Origin of the sequence: Burkholderia sp. Ax-1724 (genome assembly GCF_011752995.1) — a bacterium.
Classification (GTDB): Bacteria; Pseudomonadota; Gammaproteobacteria; order Burkholderiales; family Burkholderiaceae; genus Paraburkholderia.
In genome coordinates this window covers 1-16,266 of record NZ_VWWL01000032.1, presented here as the reverse complement: position 1 = coordinate 16,266, position 16,266 = coordinate 1, and the positions used below count along the sequence as shown (strand labels likewise).

14 protein-coding genes are annotated in these 16,266 nt (G+C 63.8%); 10 read left to right on the top strand and 4 right to left on the bottom strand.

The window, feature by feature from the left end:
* Positions 1 to 12 precede the first annotated feature (12 nt).
* Both F3J19_RS29155 and F3J19_RS29150 read left to right on the top strand, forming a co-directional pair.
* Complete coding sequence (locus tag F3J19_RS29155; RefSeq protein ID WP_167049406.1) at positions 13 to 1,662, top strand: DUF1800 domain-containing protein; 1,650 nt, start codon at positions 13 to 15, stop codon at positions 1,660 to 1,662.
* Between the two features lie 5 nt (positions 1,663 to 1,667).
* Complete coding sequence (locus F3J19_RS29150; protein ID WP_167049404.1) at positions 1,668 to 2,816, top strand: DUF1501 domain-containing protein; 1,149 nt, start codon at positions 1,668 to 1,670, stop codon at positions 2,814 to 2,816.
* Between the two features lie 198 nt (positions 2,817 to 3,014).
* Here the strand turns inward: F3J19_RS29150 and F3J19_RS29145 are convergent, their stop codons facing one another.
* Complete coding sequence (locus F3J19_RS29145; RefSeq protein WP_167049402.1) at positions 3,015 to 3,557, bottom strand: flavin reductase; 543 nt, start codon at positions 3,555 to 3,557, stop codon at positions 3,015 to 3,017.
* 205 nt (positions 3,558 to 3,762) lie between these two features.
* Positions 3,763 to 5,142 carry an LLM class flavin-dependent oxidoreductase gene (locus tag F3J19_RS29140; protein WP_167049400.1) on the bottom strand — a complete coding sequence of 460 codons (1,380 nt, stop codon included), beginning with the start codon at positions 5,140 to 5,142 and terminating at the stop codon, positions 3,763 to 3,765.
* Between the two features lie 402 nt (positions 5,143 to 5,544).
* Between F3J19_RS29140 and F3J19_RS29135 the strand changes: the two genes are divergently transcribed.
* Positions 5,545 to 6,114 carry an XRE family transcriptional regulator gene (locus tag F3J19_RS29135; RefSeq protein ID WP_167049398.1) on the top strand — a complete coding sequence of 190 codons (570 nt, stop codon included), beginning with the start codon at positions 5,545 to 5,547 and terminating at the stop codon, positions 6,112 to 6,114.
* A 156-nt stretch (positions 6,115 to 6,270) separates the two neighbouring features.
* Here the strand turns inward: F3J19_RS29135 and F3J19_RS29130 are convergent, their stop codons facing one another.
* The gene (locus F3J19_RS29130) at positions 6,271 to 8,682 is read right to left on the bottom strand and encodes a hypothetical protein (RefSeq protein ID WP_167049396.1); all 2,412 of its coding nucleotides are present in this window, start codon (positions 8,680 to 8,682) and stop codon (positions 6,271 to 6,273) included.
* 819 nt (positions 8,683 to 9,501) lie between these two features.
* On the opposite strand from F3J19_RS29130, the gene F3J19_RS29125 reads away from it, so the two are divergent.
* Positions 9,502 to 10,287, top strand: coding sequence for an IclR family transcriptional regulator (locus F3J19_RS29125; RefSeq protein WP_167049463.1), 786 nt, complete (start codon positions 9,502 to 9,504; stop codon positions 10,285 to 10,287).
* A 77-nt stretch (positions 10,288 to 10,364) separates the two neighbouring features.
* Here F3J19_RS29125 and F3J19_RS29120 read toward each other — a convergent pair whose 3' ends face one another.
* Positions 10,365 to 12,170, bottom strand: a complete 1,806-nt coding sequence (locus F3J19_RS29120; protein WP_167049394.1) for an acyl-CoA dehydrogenase — start codon at positions 12,168 to 12,170, stop codon at positions 10,365 to 10,367.
* Between the two features lie 30 nt (positions 12,171 to 12,200).
* Here F3J19_RS29120 and F3J19_RS32450 point away from each other — a divergent pair, with 30 nt between their 5' ends.
* The 6 genes from F3J19_RS32450 to F3J19_RS29095 all read left to right on the top strand — a co-directional run bounded on the left by F3J19_RS32450 (position 12,201) and on the right by F3J19_RS29095 (position 16,106).
* A complete protein-coding gene (locus F3J19_RS32450; RefSeq protein WP_205193345.1) occupies positions 12,201 to 12,410 on the top strand; it encodes a hypothetical protein in 210 nt (69 codons plus the stop codon).
* 36 nt (positions 12,411 to 12,446) lie between these two features.
* Complete coding sequence (locus F3J19_RS29115) at positions 12,447 to 13,220, top strand: SDR family oxidoreductase (RefSeq protein ID WP_167049392.1); 774 nt, start codon at positions 12,447 to 12,449, stop codon at positions 13,218 to 13,220.
* Positions 13,221 to 13,289: 69 nt separating this feature from the next.
* Positions 13,290 to 13,430, top strand: coding sequence for a hypothetical protein (locus F3J19_RS29110; RefSeq protein WP_205193343.1), 141 nt, complete (start codon positions 13,290 to 13,292; stop codon positions 13,428 to 13,430).
* A gap of 14 nt (positions 13,431 to 13,444) precedes the next feature.
* Positions 13,445 to 15,160: a long-chain fatty acid--CoA ligase gene (locus F3J19_RS29105; protein ID WP_167049390.1), complete on the top strand. Its 1,716-nt coding sequence runs from the start codon at positions 13,445 to 13,447 to the stop codon at positions 15,158 to 15,160.
* Between the two features lie 86 nt (positions 15,161 to 15,246).
* Positions 15,247 to 15,846, top strand: a complete 600-nt coding sequence (locus F3J19_RS29100; RefSeq protein WP_167049388.1) for a hypothetical protein — start codon at positions 15,247 to 15,249, stop codon at positions 15,844 to 15,846.
* Positions 15,843 to 16,106, top strand: coding sequence for a hypothetical protein (locus F3J19_RS29095; RefSeq protein ID WP_167049386.1), 264 nt, complete (start codon positions 15,843 to 15,845; stop codon positions 16,104 to 16,106). Before F3J19_RS29100 ends, F3J19_RS29095 begins: the two co-directional genes overlap by 4 nt.
* The last annotated feature ends 160 nt before the right edge of the window (positions 16,107 to 16,266 follow it).

The window sequence follows — 16,266 nt, the reverse complement described above, 5'->3', positions numbered from 1 at the left end:
GATGAGGATCGCATGGCCAACTCACCGAACCTCAATGCCGCGGCGCTCGCGCTGAACCGCTTCGGTCTCGGCGCGCGTGCCGACGACACGCCGCCCGCCGATCCGAAAGGCTGGCTGCTCGCCCAGTTCGAGCAGTATCAGCCGAGACCTACTGCGTGGGCGAGCCAGCCCGATTCGTTGGCGCTGTCGGCGGAACTCGTGCAACTGCGCATGCGGATCAATCAGCCGGCAAAGCGCGACGCGGGCGAGGGGCCTCCTGTCGCCGGTCATGCCGGCAATTTCGCGGACAACCGCGCGGCCACTGAGGCAATCGATAACGCGAACAGGCGTGCGGCCAATGCCGGCGGCAGCAACGCAGGCTATCGCGCGCCAACGAACCAGGCCACGAATCAGGCCATGGCCCCAGCCGCCAGCCAGAGCGCAGCCCAAACCACCCGTGCCCAGACCGCGAAAGAAGCCGAACGCAAGGCACTGCGCGTCGAAATACTCGACCTGTACCGCTCATCCGTGAATGCGCGTGTAGCGAGCGCATTGACCACGCCGACGCCCTTCATCGAACGGCTCGTGCATTTCTGGGCGAACCATTTTGCGGTATCGACGGAGAAGCCCGGTGTCGCCGTGCTGGCCGGTTCGTTCGAGGCGGAAGCGATCCGCCCGCATGTGCTCGGCCGTTTCGAGGACATGCTGGTAGCCGTCGAGCGTCATCCGGCGATGCAACTGTTTCTCGACCAGACCCGCTCGGTCGGACCGGACAGCACGGCCGCGCTGCGCGCCGCGCAACGCAACCCGGAAAACCGGCGCGGACTCAACGAGAATCTCGCGCGCGAGGTCATGGAACTGCATACGCTCGGCGTGCGCAGCGGCTACAGCCAGGACGACGTGACCGAGTTCGCCCGCGCGCTGACCGGCTGGAGCCTCGCCGGCAATCCGCCCAAAGCGGGCGCGAATATCGCGGGCAATATCGATGCGGGCCGCCGCGTGCTCGCGCAGAACGCCGAACCCGGCAGCTTCGTGTTTCGTCCGGCGCTGCACGAGCCCGGCACGCGCACGATCATGGGCCGCCGCTACGACGAGCCAGGCGAGCAGCAGGCACTCGCGATCCTGCACGACCTCGCGAATTCGCCGGCCACCGCAAAGCATATCGGCATGAAGCTCGCCCGCCATTTCGTCGCCGACAATCCGCCGTCCGGCGTCAGCGAGCGTCTTGCCGACGCGTTCGAGCGCAGCGGCGGCGATCTGCCAAGCGTCTATCACGCGCTGATCGAGACGCCCGAGGCCTGGGCGCCGCAGGCGGTGAAGTTCAAGACGCCGTGGGAGTGGGCCATTTCGTCGATGCGCGGACTCGGCTGGCAGAACCTCGGCAATCAGCAGAGCGCGCCGATTTTCACCCAGCTCGGCCAACCCGTGTGGCGCCCCGGTTCACCCGCGGGCTACGACGATATCGCCGCAAGCTGGGCCGCGCCCGATGCGCTCGTGCGCCGCGTCGAAGTCGCGCAACGTTTCGCGGCGCGCGTGGGCGACCGGCTCGATGCGCGCGCGCTCGGACAGACGCTGCTGGCCGGCACGCTCAGCGAGCCGACGGCCACGGCCGTATCGCGCGCCGAAAGCGCATCGACGGCGATCGCGCTGTTGCTCGTGTCGCCCGATTTCCAACGGAGATGAATGCCATGCTGTCACGCCGCCAGTTTCTCGGTGTCGCCGCTGCCGGTGCGGGCGCGATGCTCGTCTCGCCGCATATCGCGTTCGCGCACGTCGCGACCGAGCGCCGTTTCGTGTTCGTGATCCAGCGCGGCGCGGCCGACGGCCTGAACATCGTCGTGCCGTACGCCGAGCCTGCCTACGCGACGTTGCGCGGCGCGCTCGCGATCGACACGTCGAATGCGCCGCGTCTGGACGGCACCTTCGCGCTGCATCCGGCGCTCGCGCAGGTGGCGAAAATGTACGCGGACCGCGAGGCGCTGTTCGTGCACGCGGTGGCCTCACCGTATCGCGACCGCTCGCATTTCGACGGACAGAACGTGCTCGAAACCGGCGGCACATCGCCGTATCAGGTGAAGGACGGCTGGCTCAACCGGCTCGCCGCGCAATTGCCGGCGACGCGCGAAACCGCGATCGCGTTCGCGCCGACCGTGCCGATGGCATTGCGCGGCGCGGCGGCGGTCACGTCCTATGCGCCGTCGGCGCTGCCGCAGGCGCCCGACGATCTGCTCATGCGCGTCTCGCAGCTTTACGAGCAGGATGCGCAGTTGCGCCCACTCTGGGAGTCGGCGATGGCCGCGCGCGGTCTTGCCGGCGACGCGGGCGCGCGTCAGGACCCCGCGAGCCTCGGCAAGCTCGCGGCGAGTTTTCTGTCGCGCGACGACGGTCCGCGCATCGCGATGATCGAAACCGGCGGCTGGGACACGCATAGCGCGCAGAACGCGCGCCTCGCGAATCAGTTGAAAGCGCTCGATACGATGCTTGCCGCGCTGCGCGATGGCATGGGGCCGTCATGGAGCAAGACCACGGTGCTGGTCGCGACCGAATTCGGCCGGACCGCCGCCGCGAACGGCACCGGCGGCACCGATCACGGCACGGGCTCGGTCGCGATGCTGCTGGGCGGTTCGGTGGAAGGCGGCCGCGTGATCGCGGACTGGCCGGGGCTCGCGCCGCATCAGTTGTACGAGGCGCGCGATCTGAAGCCGACCGCGTCGCTCGATGCGTTGATTGCCGGCGCGGCGAGCGAGAGTCTTGGGCTCGATGCGCAGCGCACCGCGGCCGCGCTGTTCGGGCGCACGGTTGCGGCGCGGCCGGTGAGCGGCGTGGTGCGGGCCTGATGCATTAATGCTGGATGTTGGGTGCTTGATGCAATACCGGCAGGAGTCGCTGTGCTTATCCGGCCAGAAATCAAGTCGTCCGGAATATCCTGCGTGCCGGCTCTGCAATGAACCCGCAACGAACGAATGGCTTGGCATGTCGATCGCAACCGCGAGCATCCAGTCACAATGGGCTTGCTTCGCCCTGCGAAAAATAAATCAGCGTGCCGGTCTCGCGGCACAGGCACTCGCGGCCACCGCATGCGATGCATGCACCGACCGCTCGCCCACGCGATGATAACGGCGGCCGTAGTAGATCAGCGCATCGCCGTCGGCCCGTGTGTGCGCGGCCTTCACCGCGCAGAAGAACACCGTGTGCGTGCCGACTTCGGTGATCGATTCGATCTCGCAGTCGAGCGACGCGAGCGCGTCCCGCAACACCGGCGCGCCGGTCGCGAGGTGTTCCCATTGCGCGGCGGCGAAGCGTTCTCCGATGGCGAGCGCGCTCGTCGCGAAGTGCGCCGCGAGCGCCTGGTGTTCCGCGCTCAGCACGTTCACGCAGAGCCTGCCGTTCTCGCGAAACGCCGCATTGTTGCGGCTGCCGCGATTGATGCAGACGAGCAGGGTAGGCGGCTCGTCGGTCACGCCGCAGACGGCCGAGGCGGTGCAGCCCGCGAGGCCGGCCGCGCCGTCGCTCGTGATGATGTTGACGGCCGCGCCAAGACCGGCCATGGCGTCGCGGAACGTGCTCTTGTCAAGCATGGGTGCCTCTTCTGAAAATTCTGTAGCTGCACGGGATGTGCCGCTGGCGGTGCGGGTGGTGCGGTTCATGCCGACGGTAGGCGTGCTGCGAGTCGCGCGCCTCATGCGTTCGGCTTGCGCGACACTGGCACCGATGCCAACTCCGTCGCCACAAACCACAAACTTCGCGGACCCGCCCGCATCCCGGTGTCAGCTTCGCGCATCGTCATGCCGGCGCCGCCGCGCATGCCGGCGAACGAAACTGCGCCGCCGTATGGCGCTCCGGCAGACGCGCATGCCCGAACAGCTTGTCGCGCAACGTGCCGTCGCGATACGCGCGCTTGTAGGCGCCGCGCTCCTGCAACAGCGGCACGACCAGCTCGATGAAATCGTCGAAGCATTCGGGCACGACGGTGCGCGACAGGTTGAAACCGTCCACGCCGGTTTCCTCGGTCCATGCAATCAGTTCGTTCGCGATCTTTTCCGCCGAGCCGACGAGCGGCGGCTGGCGGCTGCCGAGCACCATCTGTTCGAGCAGTTTGCGCTTGGTCCATTGCGGGCCGGCCGCGCGCGTCATCGCCTCGACGTTCGAGACGATCGCCTGGCTCTTGCCCGTTTCGATCGGCTCGTCGAGGTCGTAGCGCGTGAAGTCGATGCCGAGCGATGCGGCCGCATGCACGAGCGCGGCCTCGGAACTCACGTAGCGCCGGTACTCCGCGTACTTCTCCTCGGCTTCGCGATCGGTGCGGCCCGCGATCACGGTCTGGCCGAGCAGCACCTTGATGTCGTCGGCGCGGCGGCCGCCCGCGACCGCGTGCGCGCGAATGTCGTCGACGATCGCCTTGACCGCCGGCTTCGCCTGGCCGTTGACGAACACGCATTCCGCGTGCGCCGCCGCGAACTGCTTGCCGCGCGCCGACGAGCCCGCCTGATACAGCACCGGCGTGCGTTGCGGCGACGGCTCGGCGAGATGCATCGCATCGACGCGATACTGCTTGCCGTGGTGATGGATCACGTGGACCTTCGAGGCGTTCGCATAGACGCCGCGCGCCTTGTCGCGCAGCACGGCGTCGTCTTCCCAGCTGCACTCCCAGAGCTTGTAGACGAGCTCCATGTATTCGTCGGCGAGATCGTAGCGGTCGTCGTGCGCCATCTGGCCGGTCAGGCCGATCGCGCGCGAGGCGCTGTCGAGATAGCCGGTCACGATGTTCCAGCCGACCCGGCCGCGCGTCAGATGATCGAGCGTCGACATGCGGCGCGCGAACAGATAGGGCTGCTCGACCGACAGATTCGACGTGACGCCGAACGACAGATGCCGCGTGACGGCGGCCATGGCCGGAATCAGCAGCGTCGGATCGTTGACGGGCACCTGCACCGCGCCGCGGATCGCCGCGTCGGGATTGCCGCCGTAGACGTCGTAGACGCCCGCCACGTCCGCGAAAAAGATGCCGTCGAACAGGCCCGCTTCGAGCTTGCGCGCGTAGTCGGTCCAGTATTGCAGGTCCGTATAGCGCGCGGACTGATCGCGCGGATGGGTCCACAGCCCTTGCTGGATGTGGCCGACGCAGTTCATGTCAAACGCGTTGAGAACGATTTCCTTCAGCATGGCGTGTTCCGGCTGGCAGAGGTGGACGAAGGCGGGCAACGGTTCGAGCGGGGTTCGACGCGTCGATGGTTCCGCGGGGCTGTGCCGGATCGGCGCAGGGCTTCGAATCGTGTTTAACGGTATCCGTTCGTTGAATATAGTGGACGAAAAAATACTATGCAAGACATTCCGCGCGGCGATGTTGCAGGCTTGCCGCGCGATGTCGATATCGCATTGAGAGGGGCGTGGTGTCGTGCCGAGAGTGTGGCTCGCCCGACGCCGTGCCTGCCCGGTCGAGTCAGCGGGCCGCCCGCTGGCCGGCTTCTCGTGGTGCGCTCAGGGAGGATGGCTGTCAGCGCCTGCCGGTCGCGCCTACGCATCGATATAATTTTGCGGAACTCACTTTGCCGCGACGACCCTGCCATGTCCGAATCTTCCGCCATCGATCTGACTCAGGCGATTTCCGCGCGCGTAAAGACCGAGCGCGAGGCGCGCAACTGGTCGCTCAGCGAACTGGCGGAGCGCTCGGGCGTGTCGAAGGCGATGATCAGCAAGATCGAGCGCGGCGAGGCGAGCCCCACGGCGACCGTGCTCGGACGATTGTCGGGCGCGTTTGGTTTGACCCTGTCGACCTTGCTCGCACTCGCCGAGCAGACCGGCGAGCGGCTCGTGCGCCATGCCGATCAGGCGCTCTGGCAAGACCCCGAAACCGGCTATACGCGGCGGCGCGTTTCGCCGCCCACCGGCGGCGTGCTCGAATTGCTCGAGATCGAATTGCCGGCAGGCGTGCGCGTGCCTTATCCATCGGATGCGTTCGTGTTCCAGCATCAGCAGATCTGGGTGACGCAAGGCGTGCTGACGTTTCGCGAGGGTTCGCAGACATACCGGCTCGAAGCGGGCGATTGCCTGCAACTGGGCGCGCCGGTGGAGTGCGAGTTCTTCAATGCCGGCGACGAGACGTGCCGCTATGTGGTGGGGCTCGTGCGGCGCTGAGCGGTCTGGGCAACGGATCGGGAAGCCATAGAGGCGGCTGTGCGGCGAGCCGCTGGCGCCATCTCGACGACGCCAGCGAAATACCTGAATTCCCGTTGCTGCCATCGTCTCGCGAAAATTCGACGGGTGGCGGCAACGGGCGTTGCGAAAGCAACGTCATGCATCCATTCGCACATTGTCCAGGCTGACCGTTTCGCTCTGCTTGACCGGCTTCGGCTGCCCCAGCATGCTCGCCCATCCCTTGGCCAGAAAGTCGGTGGTGTTATTGATCGCGTCGACAATCTTTCTCCCGGCGGGCTGGGTAAGCGCCAGTCTGGGATGCTCGATCGCCCTCAATTCGTCTTCGGTAATTTCGATGCTGCGGCCAGGGTCATCGCTTTTGATGCGCTGGATTGCCTTGTCGACGATCAGGCTAATCATCTGGCGGTTTTTCTCGGTATCGGTCGTCATCCATTTCCCCATTCCCAGATGATTGGCAGTCAATATGTTGGTACCGAGACTCAGGATCTCCGTCGGCGTATTGAGCATGATCGAGGCGATTTTCTGCACGGAATCGCTGACCAGTCCCAGCCGGGCCGGAATGTCGACCGGCAGGAAGCCGGCCGCGAAACTCAGCACGGAGCCGATACCCATCGAGTTCACCGCCATCCCCCAGCCGGGTGCCGCTTCCAGCGCGGACTTCGTCTCGGCCCGGATGTGTGTCCGTAGCGCGGCCTTCGCTTCCGGCGTGCTCGCCGCCTCGGTATGGTTCGCTGCCGGGGCGGGGAAAAAGCCCTCGTTCATCTTTTGCGTCACGCCGGCCGCCATCTCATCGTGTGCGTTGGCAATTTCGAGCGGCACCATGGCACCGGAAGTGGATGCCGCCACCTGGTTCGTCAACGCCTGAACGGGCAACATGGCGATCGAACTGTTCAGCGCGGCCGCGTTGTTCGGAATGGACCCCACCGCCGCAATGCTTCCCGCGCCCGCCGAATCCTTGAGGTCGTCGAGCAATTTCTCGACGGACTCCGGCAGGAGCGGTTCGCCCTGAAACGTGCCGAGCAGTCGTTTGACGATGAGCGAGTCGACCGTCTCCGTGACCAGCGGCGTGACCGAGTTCGTCAACACGTCGACGAATTGCGTGACCGGATGCGTCTCTCCGTACGCGCGGGCCGCAACGGCCACCAGTGCCTTCCACGCCACGGCGTCGAGCGCATAGGTAAGGCCGCCGCTCATCGCCAGGCTGGCAAACATGGCGATGCCGATTTCCTTGGTGAATGCCTTCTGGTTGATGACCGAGTTGATAGATTGAGCCCCGAGGCGCCCACGCAATTCGAGCGTCGCCGGGTCCGCTTCGTTCAGGCAGTGTTCGACCAGTTTCTTCAAGGGCGCGTGATCGGATTCGACCTCGTAACGGATGTCCTGCAGGAACTTGAATGGATGGGGGCCCTCTGCCGGTGCGGTGTCAGCCGACGCCCGATTCCCGTCCAGGGTAGCAAGCGGCAGATCTCCCGGGGATTCTCCACCGTCGTGCGACGCCGCGATGGCCTCGCCGGAGCGGGCCGCCTCGTCCGACGCTTCTGAGGTGGCCGGATTCAGGCGCGCGTCGGCGCCGAAGCCCTGCACGCCTTTCCTGATGGCCTGGCGGGTCGCATAAGCCGTCAGATTGATGTCGGCGTCGACTTGCTTCCCGTCTTCCATCGTCAGCCCGTGCACCTTGCAACCGTGCTCGAATGCGGCTGTCCTGGCAAAAATGGCGGCGTCCAGCGGAAGGCCCAGCCGGCAACCGGCCGCAGGCAATCGCAGCTCATCGAATTGTGCGGAGTGCTTGGCCTGCACGAAGCGCAAAATCGCTTCGACGGCTTTGTCGGTACAGCGCATCTGACCCGCCGCATCGCGGGTCACGGTCCCGGAGAAAGCCGTCGGCAATGGATACTCGCCTTTCGACATCAGCGCCGCGGCCTGCTTGAGGTAATCGGCTTTTGCCGCCTGGTGCTGCTCAAGCAGGCCAGGGACGCCTTCGCGAAGGATCTCCAACAACTCTTGTGTTCGTTGCTTGCGTGCCTGTATTACCTGAAAGCCCTTATGCCACCTCGTGCGGGCCGGCGATGTGCTGCCGGCGACACCGGTCGCTGTGCTTTCATGGGGCGCTGCGCCTTTGACGGATGCACGTTTTTGCAGACCCTCGAAGCGGGAACCCTGATTCGTGGTCGGAGTGCGCGTGGAGGGTTGCTTCGTCGAGTGTGCGGAAGGACGGTCATCCGCTGGCAAATCAACGACAGTGGAGACTTGGGTGGAGTTGCTGCTGGAAACCTTGGACATAGATATCAGCCTTGCCTTAACGTTCGATGCGCTCGTCTTGTTCTCGCCGGGCATCCTGGTTTCGCCGATGTGCCCGGCGAGCACGGAAAAGTAAAGTTTGATGATGTGGCAAATGGTCGAGCGCAAGCGACGAAACACGAAGAAATTGCCTTCGAATGCGAAGCAGTGCTGATCTGCTGGGGGGCGTGCGGTGTCGTCGAGCGAGCGGTCTGGGTAGCCGGATTGGATCGCTACAGACGCGGACGCGCGGCGAGCAACCGGTCCCATATCGATGGCGGTAGCGAAATGCTTGAATTCCCGTCGCTGCCATCGCCCCGCGAAAATTCGACGGATGGCGGCAGAGTGCGGGGCGGCGAATAAGGCGCGAGAGAATATCGCACGCCCGTCGACCAGAAAAGATCGGGAACCGACGTACTGAAAGTGCGCTGTGCCAGCAGCTTGCCGCTTTTCGCATCGAAGAGCCGGCCAGCATATTGCGGGCTTTCGCTACGAGCCGGAACCCATCGCAACAGACAAAGCTCGGCGCATATACGCCCCATCGGGCGGCGCGGATATCCGGCACTCGCGTCCATGCGGAGTAGGGTCGAACAGGCTCAGGTAAAGCCCGGCGCTGATCCCGATCAGCAGCGCAATACGCGTGAATGGGCGAGTCATAGGTCGAGCGCGATGGGTGGGAAAACGGGAACGAAGAAGCGCGTCGCGAGGCATGAGCCGTGATTCCATCAGCGAGAGAAGCGGGCCAACCCGAACGTCGCCTCGCGCGGCCATTCTTCACGAGCAAGGTCGCGGTATGAATTGGAGAATTCCGAAAAGCGATGCCGCTGAAAAGGGCATGCCGCCTATCGAGCGCGGTTCGCGCGCGAATCTCCGTAGGCCGGACCCTGGTGCCGCCCGGCCTGTTTGCTGGACTATAATTCCGCATCCCGGATCAGCCCTTCGATCCATCCCACGGTTCATGCCTCATGCAGCCGCTTCGCGGGAGCCTCGTTCCTCTTGAGCAAAATCGACCACAACCCGGACGATCGTCCCACCGATAACCCCGGCATCGGCGATGCGGCATCGGCGAAGGCACCGGCCACGCTTGCGATGCGTACCGCGCACGAAGCGCACAAGGACGACCGGCACTTCGTCACGGCACTCGCGCGCGGGCTCGAAGTGCTTGCGTGTTTCCGCTCCGGCGACCGGTCGCTCAGCAATCAGGAACTGGCGCAGCGCTGCAGGCTGCCGAAGTCGACGGTCTCGCGCCTGACCCATACGCTCACGCTGCTCGGCTATCTGATCCATCTGAAGGAGAGCGGCAAGTACCGGCTCGGCACGGCATCGCTCGCGCTCGGCAGTGCGATGCTCGCGCGTCTCGACGTGCGCAAGATCGCGCGGCCCATCATGCAGGAACTCGCCGACGTGTCCGGTGCGACCGTTTCGCTTGGCACGCGCGACCGGCTCTCGATGATCTACGTCGAAAATTGCCGCGGCTCGGTCGCGCTCACGCTGACGCTCGAAGTCGGTTCGCGTATTCCGGTCGCGACCTCGGCGATAGGGCGCGCGTGGCTCGCGGCGATTCCCGAGCACGACCGCCTCAGTTTCATGGAGCAGGTGCGCGAGCTCGATCACGTCGCATGGCCGAAGACGCGGCGCGGCATCGAGAAGGCGCTCGACGATTACCGCACGCTCGGCGTGACGACTTCGTTCGGCGACTGGCAGAAGGACGTCAACGGCATTGCGCGCGCGTTCCAGCCGGGCGGCGAGTTGCCGACCATGGCGATCAACGTCGGCGGCCCGGCCTTCAAGCTCTCGAAAGAATTTCTGCTCGAACAGGTCAGGCCGCGTCTGATCGACGTGGTAACGCAGCTCGAAATCGCACTGTCGCATTGAGCGGCGGCGCGTTCCGGTTTTGGTTTCGAGCGGCGTCGAGCGTTTGGGGTTCAGCGTTTAGTGTTAGCGCAGGGCGTTTAGAACCACCGCGGCGACATGCTGAACGTCGTGTCGTCGAGATCGCGCAGCGGTGCCAGCATTGCCGTCACGCGCGGCAATTCCCACCGGAAGAACCACCGGCACGCATGCAGCTTGCCGCGATAGAAGTCCTGATCCGCCGCGTCGTTGGCCTTCGGCAACGCGGCATGCGCGACGAGCGCCTGCCTGAGCCACGTCCACGCCAGCACGATATGGCCGAATGCTTCGAGGAATGCATTGGCGTTCGCAAGCGCACGGTCGGTTTCGCTCGCGAGCGCGGGCAGCAGAGCATCGAGCGTGCCGCTCAGCGCGTGCCACGCGTCGTTGAGCGCTTCGGCGTATGCGTGTAGCGGCGCATGCTCGCTCGCTGCGTCGATCGTGCGTTGCAACTCGCGCGCGAAGAGCTTTAGCGCGGCGCCCTGTTTCATCGTGACCTTGCGGCCGAGCAGGTCGATCGCCTGAATGCCGTGCGTGCCCTCGTGAATCATGTTCAGGCGATTGTCGCGATAGAACTGCTCGACCGAATACTCGCGCGTATAGCCGTAGCCGCCGTGAATCTGGATCGCGAGGCTGTTCGCTTCGAGACACCATTGCGACGGCCACGACTTCACGACCGGCGTCAGCAGGTCGAGCAGCAGTGCCGCTTCGGTGCGCGCGGTGTCGCTCTCGCCGGTGTTCTGTTCGTCGACGAGACGCGCCGCGTACAGGCATAGCGCATACGCACCTTCCACATAGGCCTTTTGCGCAAGCAGCATGCGCCGCACGTCCGCGTGTTCGATCAGCGGCAATGGCGGATCGAGCGGATTCTTGTTGGTCGGATGACGTCCTTGCGGCCGCTCGCGCGCATAGTCGAGCGACGCGAGATAGCCGCGATAGCCGAGCATCACGGCGCCGAGGCCGACGCCGATGCGCGCCTCGTTCATCATATGGAACATATACACGAGCCCGTGATGCGGCTCGCCGACCAGCTCGCCGATGCATTCACCATGCTCGCCGAACGACAGCATGGTCGAGGTCGTGCCGCGCCAGCCCATCTTGTGAATCAGGCCCGCGAGTGCGACGTCGTTGCGCGCGCCGAGGCTGCCGTCGTCGTTGACGCGAAACTTCGGCACTGTGAACAGCGAAATGCCCTTGACGCCGGGCGGCCCGCCCGCAATGCGCGCCAGCACGAGATGCACGATGTTCTCGCTCAGCGCGTGATCGCCGCCCGAAATGAAAATCTTGTTGCCGCGAATCGACCAGGTGCCGTCCGCATTCGGCGTCGCGGTGGTGGCGAGATCGGACAGGCTCGAACCGGCCTGCGGCTCGGTCAGCGCCATCGTGCCGAACGCGCGGCCTTCGAGCAGCGCGCGCAGGTACTTGCGCTTTTGCTGTGCCGAGCCGAAGCGTTCGATCACGTTCGCATTCGCGCTCGTCAGCATGGCGTACGACGAGGTCGCGATGTTGGCGCTCTTGAACAGCGACAGGCACGCAAACGAAATCGTCGCCGGCAGTTGCATGCCGCCCAGTTCGTAGTCTTTGCTTGCGGCGAGAAAGCCGGTGCCGCGCAAGGCGTCGAGCGCATCTTTTACTGCGCCGGGCAGCGTCACGCGTTGGCCGTCGAACTGCGGTTCGTGCTCGTCGGAAAGCCGGTTGTGCGGCGCGAATTTTTCGACGGCTACCGCATGCGCGGTGTCGAGCGCGGCATTGAAGGTCTCGCGGCTGTGGTCCGCATGGCGGGCGCGCCGCGTCAGCGTCCCGGCTTCGAGCACTTCGAACAGCTGGAAATCCAGATCCCGCGTGTTGATGATTTGCGCGTCTTGCATTGCTGAAAACCCATCCTGAGGTAAGCCGCTATGTGGAACGGTTACGAAGCGCGGCGCAAAACACGCGAGCGCACAGCGCGGCCGATGCGGCCTGGATCGTTTGAAGAACGCGGTATGCGGGTAAGTCCCGAGGAACCACGCGGCGGCAATGCGAGTCAGTTTATAACGAAAAAGAATGATCGTGCTTTTATTTACACGGTGAATTTCGACACGTATGATGGTCGGGAAATTATGGAATAGCAATCTGCATTGCAGAACAACTGAAGGAGTGTCGCGATGTCGGTGAAAGACCTGTTTCAACTCGATGGCAAGGTGGCATTGATTACCGGCGGCTCGCGCGGACTCGGTCTGCAAATGGCCGAGGCGCTCGGCGAGATGGGCTGCCGTGTCGCGATCACCGCGCGCAAGGCCGAGGAACTCGCCGAGGCGCGAGAACATCTGCAAGGCCGCGGCATCGAGGCGAGGGCCATCGTCAACGACCTGCAGCGCTTCGAAGGCATTCCGGCCCTCGTCGACGAAGTGATGAGCGCGCATGGCCGCATCGACATTCTCATCAACAACGCGGGGGCGACCTGGGGCGCGCCCGCCGAAGCGTATCCCGACGAAGCGTGGCACAAGGTCATGAACCTGAACGTCAACGCGCCGTTCTTTCTCGCGCGCGAAGTCGGCAAGCGCAGCATGATTCCGCAGCGTGCGGGCAAGATCATCAACGTCGCATCGGTCGCGGGCCTGAAGGGCTCGCCGCCGGGCATGAACACGATTGCCTACAACACCTCGAAGGCCGCGGCGATCAACTTCACGCGCGCGCTCGCGGCGGAATGGGGCAAGTACAACATCAACGTCAACGCGATCTGTCCGGGCTTTTTCCCGTCGAAGATGTCGGCCGGGTTGCTCGACCAGCTCGAAGACTCGATCGTCGCGCGCACGCCGTTGCAGCGCCTCGGCGGTGACGAGGACCTGAAGGGCCCGGTCGTGTTTCTCGCGAGCGAAGCGTCGCGCCATGTCACGGGCCAGTATCTCGCGGTGGATGGCGGCTCGATCATCGTCTGATTCGGGGCAGCGTAGCGGCAGGCAGCGCGGGCGAAGCTTCTCGCGGGAGCAACAACATGGAGACGTTGCATGAACTTCGAGTACCCGGACAAGGTCCGCGATCTGCAAAAGCGTTTGAACGCGTTCATGGACGAATACGTCTATCCGGCTGAAGTGGTTTTCGAAGCGCAGGTGGACGCCGCGCGCGAGTCGGGTTCGCAGAAAGAATAAAACCGGAGACGTGTATGAACGAACGCCATTACCCGCATTGGCCGCCGCAAGTGCCGCGGCATCTGACGTTGCCGCACACCAATCTTTTCTACAACGCCGAAGTATCGGCGGCGCGTTTTCCCGACAAGCCCTTCATCATTTACTACGGCACGCCGGTCACGTTCGCGCAGTTCAAGGACGAAGCCGAGCGCGTCGCGGGCTTTTTGCAGCACGAGTGCCGCGTAAAGGCTGGCGATCGCGTGCTGCTCTATATGCAGAACAGTCCGCAGTGGATCATCGCGTACTACGGCATTCTGCGCGCGAACGCGGTCGTGGTGCCGGTCAATCCGATGAACATGGGCGACGAGCTTGCCCATTACGTCGAGGATAGCGACGCGGCCACGATCATCGTGCCGCAGTGTCTCTTCAGGCACGTCGAACCGCTGATCGGCAAGCAGCCGGGGCAGGGGCTCGAACACGTGATCGTCGCGACGTATGGCGATTATCTGCAGCGTCCGTCGCCGGTCGCGGTACCCGAGTTCGTTGCCGCGCCGCGCGGGAGGTTCGATCGCGACGGCGTCACCGCGTGGTCGGATGTGCTCGCGAGAAACATCGCGCCCGGTCCGCTCACGGCCGGCCCCGACGACCTCTGCGTGATGCCGTATACGTCGGGCACCACCGGCCGGCCGAAGGGCTGCATGCATACGCATCGCAGCGTGATGAGCACGCTGCTCGGCGGCTGCGTGTGGTTTTCGTCGGCGGCCGATGGCGTGCATCTGTCGGTGCTGCCGTTCTTTCACGTGACCGGCATGCAGGGCGGCATGAACAGCGTGGTGTTCGCGGGCGCGACGATCGTCGTGCTGTCGCGCTGGGACCGCGATGCCGCCGCGCTCTGCATGCAGAAATATCGCATCAGCGCCTGGCAGTCGATCTCGACGATGATGGTCGATTTTCTCTCGAATCCGCGGCTCGGCGACTACGATCTCTCGAGCCTGTCCGGCACGCGCGGCGGCGGCGCGGCAATGCCCGACGCGATTGCGAAGAAGCTGAAGATGCTGACCGGGCTCGACTATGTCGAGGGCTACGGCATGTCCGAGACGATTGCCGGCACGCATATCAATCCGCCGCATCGTCCGAAGCCGCAATGTCTCGGCATTCCGGTGTTCGACGTCGATTCGCGCGTGATCGATCCGGCTACGCTGCAGGAGTTGCCGCAAGGCGAGACCGGCGAGATCGTCGTCAACGCGCCGCAAGTGATGCAGGGCTACTGGCGCAATCCGAAGGCGACCGCGGAGGCGTTCGTCGAACTCGACGGCAAGCGTTTTCTGCGTACCGGCGACCTCGGCCATATCGACGAGGACGGCTATTTCTTCATGACCGACCGGCTCAAACGCATGATCAACGCGTCGGGCTACAAGGTTTGGCCGGCCGAGGTCGAAGCGCTGATGTACCGGCATCCGGCGATTCACGAAGTGTGCGTGATCGGCGTGAAGGACGAGAAGCGCGGCGAGACGGTCAAGGCACTCGTCGTGCCCGACTTGGCCCATGCGGGCACGATCAGCGCGCAGGAGATCATCGACTGGGCGCACGGGCAGATGGCGGCCTACAAGGCGCCGCGTATCGTCGAATTCGTCGCATCGCTGCCGAAATCGGGCAGCGGCAAGATTCTGTGGCGCAAGTTGCAGGAAGAGGACGAGGCGCGCACGGCGGCTCAAGCCAATGCGCAAACGAGTGCAGGGGACGTGGCGTAATGAATGGGCTCGAACTGTTCTTTGGTATTGCCGGCATGTCGTACTCGGCAATCCTGTAATCGATAGCAATCCGAACAGGGCGATGTGTGAACCAATTTGCGGACAAGGTTGCGGTCGTCACTGGCGCGGGCTCGGGTTTCGGCCGCGAGTTCGCGCGGCACGACGCTCGGCATGCGGCTTGTGCGCGCGACGTGCAGCAGGACGCGCTCGCTTCGGTCAAAGAGATCGCCGTTCAATCAGATGTGGTGGAGGTCGTGGTAAGCGAGTCACGCTTATTGAGCCACGGCTCGCAGTTTGGCCATGTGGCAATTATTGTCGATAACAAAGTTTATTCTCGGGCACACGAAAAATACTTTACCACTGACCGGAATGACTATCTTTATCGGAACTCGTATCGCAACAGCGTCGGCTATGTAATTCGTGTGTCGTCTGACGAAAAACAAACAATCAAAACTGAATTGGAGCGAAGAGTTAGGATTTTCACGTTAGATCCAAAATCGCACGAATACAGTTTTCTCGATAATAGTTGTTCAAGCAATGTTGCCGACGTACTGGGTACGGTTGGTATTGTCGCTTACGATCCCCGTTGGTCGGCGTTCGAGATGATTAGCCCCGCCGATATCGTGACTGGGTTGAACCACTCAAAAAGAGTGGCCCGAAAAATTGAATACCCGAGAGCGCGATGAAGAGGCTTGCCGTCGCGGCCTTTCTGACTCTCATCGGTTGTGAGAACCATACGGGTGAAACATGGCGTGTTCAGAAAGAAATGCCGGTCTATCGATCTCCGGATGGGGACACGCAAGAGGAGATTTTTCGGCTTGCTCCTGGCGACGTTTGTTATCCAGGGCGAGTAGTCGTTGAAAAGGTCTTCCAATATACGGCTGTTCATTGTCCTCCTAAAGGAGATGGTTGGGTTGCCGACAACTATTTCGACAAGAGTAGGTGATCCACTTATCATCAACACGATGAGTCAGGAACGGGGAGTGTCAGAATTTCCGTGTTCAAGGCGGGTTGAAATTCACACGGATGGTCGAACGAATCGATCCTCATAAAGAATCGCGAACTGGTTCATGGCCGACTTCCAATCATGAGCGGCGCGTCCCCAG

Bases quoted from the DNA above. Each gene is read 5' to 3' on its own strand.
- F3J19_RS29155 (WP_167049406.1), top strand. From the start codon at position 13: ATGGCCAACTCACCGAACCTCAATGCCGCGGCGCTCGCGCTGAACCGC.
- F3J19_RS29110 (WP_205193343.1), top strand. From the start codon at position 13,290: ATGAACTTCGAGTACCCGGACAAGGTCCGCGATCTGCAAAAGCGTTTG.
- F3J19_RS29130 (WP_167049396.1), bottom strand. From the start codon at position 8,682: ATGGGACCGGTTGCTCGCCGCGCGTCCGCGTCTGTAGCGATCCAATCC.
- F3J19_RS29105 (WP_167049390.1), top strand. From the start codon at position 13,445: ATGAACGAACGCCATTACCCGCATTGGCCGCCGCAAGTGCCGCGGCAT.
- F3J19_RS29120 (WP_167049394.1), bottom strand. From the start codon at position 12,170: ATGCAAGACGCGCAAATCATCAACACGCGGGATCTGGATTTCCAGCTG.
- F3J19_RS29115 (WP_167049392.1), top strand. From the start codon at position 12,447: ATGTCGGTGAAAGACCTGTTTCAACTCGATGGCAAGGTGGCATTGATT.
- F3J19_RS29150 (WP_167049404.1), top strand. From the start codon at position 1,668: ATGCTGTCACGCCGCCAGTTTCTCGGTGTCGCCGCTGCCGGTGCGGGC.
- F3J19_RS29095 (WP_167049386.1), top strand. From the start codon at position 15,843: ATGAAGAGGCTTGCCGTCGCGGCCTTTCTGACTCTCATCGGTTGTGAG.
- F3J19_RS29140 (WP_167049400.1), bottom strand. From the start codon at position 5,142: ATGCTGAAGGAAATCGTTCTCAACGCGTTTGACATGAACTGCGTCGGC.
- F3J19_RS29135 (WP_167049398.1), top strand. From the start codon at position 5,545: ATGTCCGAATCTTCCGCCATCGATCTGACTCAGGCGATTTCCGCGCGC.
- F3J19_RS29145 (WP_167049402.1), bottom strand. From the start codon at position 3,557: ATGCTTGACAAGAGCACGTTCCGCGACGCCATGGCCGGTCTTGGCGCG.
- F3J19_RS29125 (WP_167049463.1), top strand. From the start codon at position 9,502: ATGCGTACCGCGCACGAAGCGCACAAGGACGACCGGCACTTCGTCACG.
- F3J19_RS32450 (WP_205193345.1), top strand. From the start codon at position 12,201: ATGTGGAACGGTTACGAAGCGCGGCGCAAAACACGCGAGCGCACAGCG.